The organism is Dietzia sp. B44 (genome assembly GCF_014145245.1).
Lineage (GTDB): Bacteria > Actinomycetota > Actinomycetes > Mycobacteriales > Mycobacteriaceae > Dietzia > Dietzia natronolimnaea.
On record NZ_JAALEF010000367.1, the window covers coordinates 1 to 2,679 of the forward strand.

2 protein-coding genes are annotated in these 2,679 nt (G+C 71.4%); both read left to right on the forward strand.

What is annotated here, in order from left to right; all coding sequences use genetic code 11:
• Window positions 1-1,481 (forward strand): NADH-quinone oxidoreductase subunit M (locus G6017_RS12015; protein WP_182617558.1); only part of this gene is annotated, 1,481 nt, incomplete at its 5' end.
• Window positions 1,478-2,679 (forward strand): NADH-quinone oxidoreductase subunit NuoN (nuoN, locus tag G6017_RS12020; RefSeq protein ID WP_182617560.1); only part of this gene is annotated, 1,202 nt, incomplete at its 3' end. The genes G6017_RS12015 and nuoN, both read left to right, overlap by 4 nt.

Below are 2,679 nucleotides of genomic sequence, written 5' to 3' on the forward strand. Positions count from 1 at the left end.
CGCGACGCGCGGCCAGGCCCCTCGCCCTGACCGCCTCGCTCGTCGTGCTGGGCGTGGCGGTCGCGCTCGCGGTGGGGTTCGACCCCGGCGGCCAGACCCACCAGTTCGTCGAATCCCGCCCGTGGATCCCCGCCTTCGGCGCCTCCTACACGCTCGGGCTCGACGGGATCGCGCTGGTCCTGGTCCTGCTCACGGCCGCCCTCATGCCGCTGCTCCTGCTGGCCGGGTGGCACGACGTCGCCGCGTCCGACAGTCGCCGCGCGCAGGCGTATCCGGCGCTGATGCTGGCCACGCAGGGGTTGGCGTTGGTGGCGTTCACCAGCCTGGACGTGCTGCTGTTCTACGTCGCGTTCGAGGCGATGCTCATCCCGCTGTACTTCCTCATCGGCGGATTCGGCCGCAGCGATTCCAGCGGAGCCGACCGGGCGGCGGCGGCCGTGCGGTTCCTCATCTACAACCTCCTCGGTGGGCTGGTCATGCTCGTCGCGGTGATCGGGCTGTACGTGCTCACCGCTCGCGCGGGGCTGGGGGCTGCCGGCACAGACGGCGCGATCGGGGCGGGGACGTTCGACTACCGCCTCATCACCGCGGCCGTGGCGGACGGCCGACTCGAGATCACGCCCGGCGTGGCGCTGCTGATGTTCGCGGCCTTCACCCTGGCCTTTGCGATCAAGGCGCCGCTGTGGCCGTTCCACACCTGGCTGCCCGGTGCTGCCGTGGCCGCGACCCCCGCCTCCGCGGTGCTGATGATGGCGGTCGTGGACAAGGTCGGCACGTTCGCGATGCTGCGCTACAGCCTGCCGCTGTTCCCGGACGCGGCCGCCACGGCGGCGCCGGTGCTCATCATGCTGGCGGTGATCAGCATCGTCTACGGCGGCGTGATGGCCATCGCCCAGACCGACCTGCTCCGGTTGATCGCCTACGCCTCCATCTCCCACTTCGGGTTCATCGTCCTGGGCATCTTCGCCAGGACGGAGCAGTCCGCGGCCGGATCGGCGCTCTACATGGTCAACCACGGCGTCGCCACGGCCGCGTTGTTCCTCGTGGCCGGGTTCCTCGTCCACCGGCACCGCATCCGGGAGATCGGCTACTACGGCGGTGTCCAGCAGGTCGCGCCCGTGATGGCCGGGACGTTCCTCATCGCCGGCCTGGCCACGCTCTCGCTGCCCGGGTTGGCCCCGTTCGTCAGCGAGTTCCTGGTGTTCATCGGGACCTTCGGCCCGTACCCGGTGGCCGCCGTGCTCGCCACGAGCACGTTCGTCCTGGCGGCGGTCTACATCCTGTGGACCTACCAGCGGGTGATGGGTGGACCCCCGGCTCCCGGGCTCGCGCGGACACCGGATCTCGACGCCCGGGAACTCGTGGTGGTGATCCCGCTGGTGGTGGCGCTGATCGTGCTGGGCTTCTACCCGCAGCCCGCGTTGGACGTGATCGAACCGGCGGTCGCCCACACCGTCGCGCTGGTGGGAGGAACCCGATGACCCCTGACATCGCGTACGGATCGCTCGCGCCGCTGCTCGTGGTGTTCGGCGCGGGGATCGTCAGCGTACTGGTGGAGGCGTTCGTCCCCGCGCGGCGCCGCTATGGCACACAGATGGCCGTCTACCTGGGCGGTCTCGCCGCCGCGCTCATCTCGGTGGTCCTCCTGGCCGGGACCCGGATCGTCACGGCCGAGGGGGCGGTCGCGGTCGACGGCCCGGCGCTGTTCCTGCAGGGCCTGACCGTGGTCGTGGCCCTCGGCGCCGGCCTGCTGATCGGCGAACGCACCGTGATCCCGTCGGCCTCCCGCAGAAAGGTGCTCGCGGGCTTCGCGCCCCAGGCCGCCGTGGCCCCCGGCGGCTCGGGCGAACGCGAGGCCGAGCGCGCCGGGTTCACCCAGACGGAGATCTTCCCGCTCGCGCTGTTCGCCACGGGCGGCCTCATGCTGTTCCCCGCGGCGAACGACCTGATCACGCTGTTCATCGCGTTGGAGGTGCTCTCCCTGCCGCTGTACGTGCTGTGCGGGATGGCCCGGCGCCGACGGCTGCTCTCGCAGGAGGCCGCGGTCAAGTACTTCCTCCTGGGCGCGTTCTCCTCGGCGTTCTTCGTCTACGGCGTCGCGCTGGTGTACGGCTACGCCGGGACCGTAGACTACCGGGGGATCGCCGACGTCGTGGAGGCCGAGGGCGCCAGCTCGCTGATCCTCATCGGCGTGGCCATGATGTCGGTGGGCCTGCTGTTCAAGGTCGGCGCCGTGCCGTTCCACACCTGGACGCCCGACGTCTACCAGGGCGCGCCCACCGCGATCACCGCGTTCATGGCCGCCGGCACCAAGGTCGCCGCGTTCGGCGCGATCCTGCGCTTCTTCCACACCGCGGTGCCCGGGCTCGAGGCGGACTGGGCGCCCGTGCTGTGGGTGATCGCGGCGCTGACGATGATCGTCGGGACGATCGTGGGCGTCGCGCAGAACGACGTCAAGCGGCTACTGGCCTACTCCTCCATCGCCCACGCCGGGTTCCTGCTCACCGGGGTGATCGCGGTCCAGGCCGCCGGGGCGACGGCGATGCTGTTCTACCTCGCGGCGTACGCCGTCAGCACGGTGGGCGTGTTCGCGGTGGCCGGGCTGGTCCGCGACGCCGACGGTGCCGAGATCAGCGACCTGCGGGCCTGGGCCGGGCTCGGTCGGCGTCAGCCGCTGGT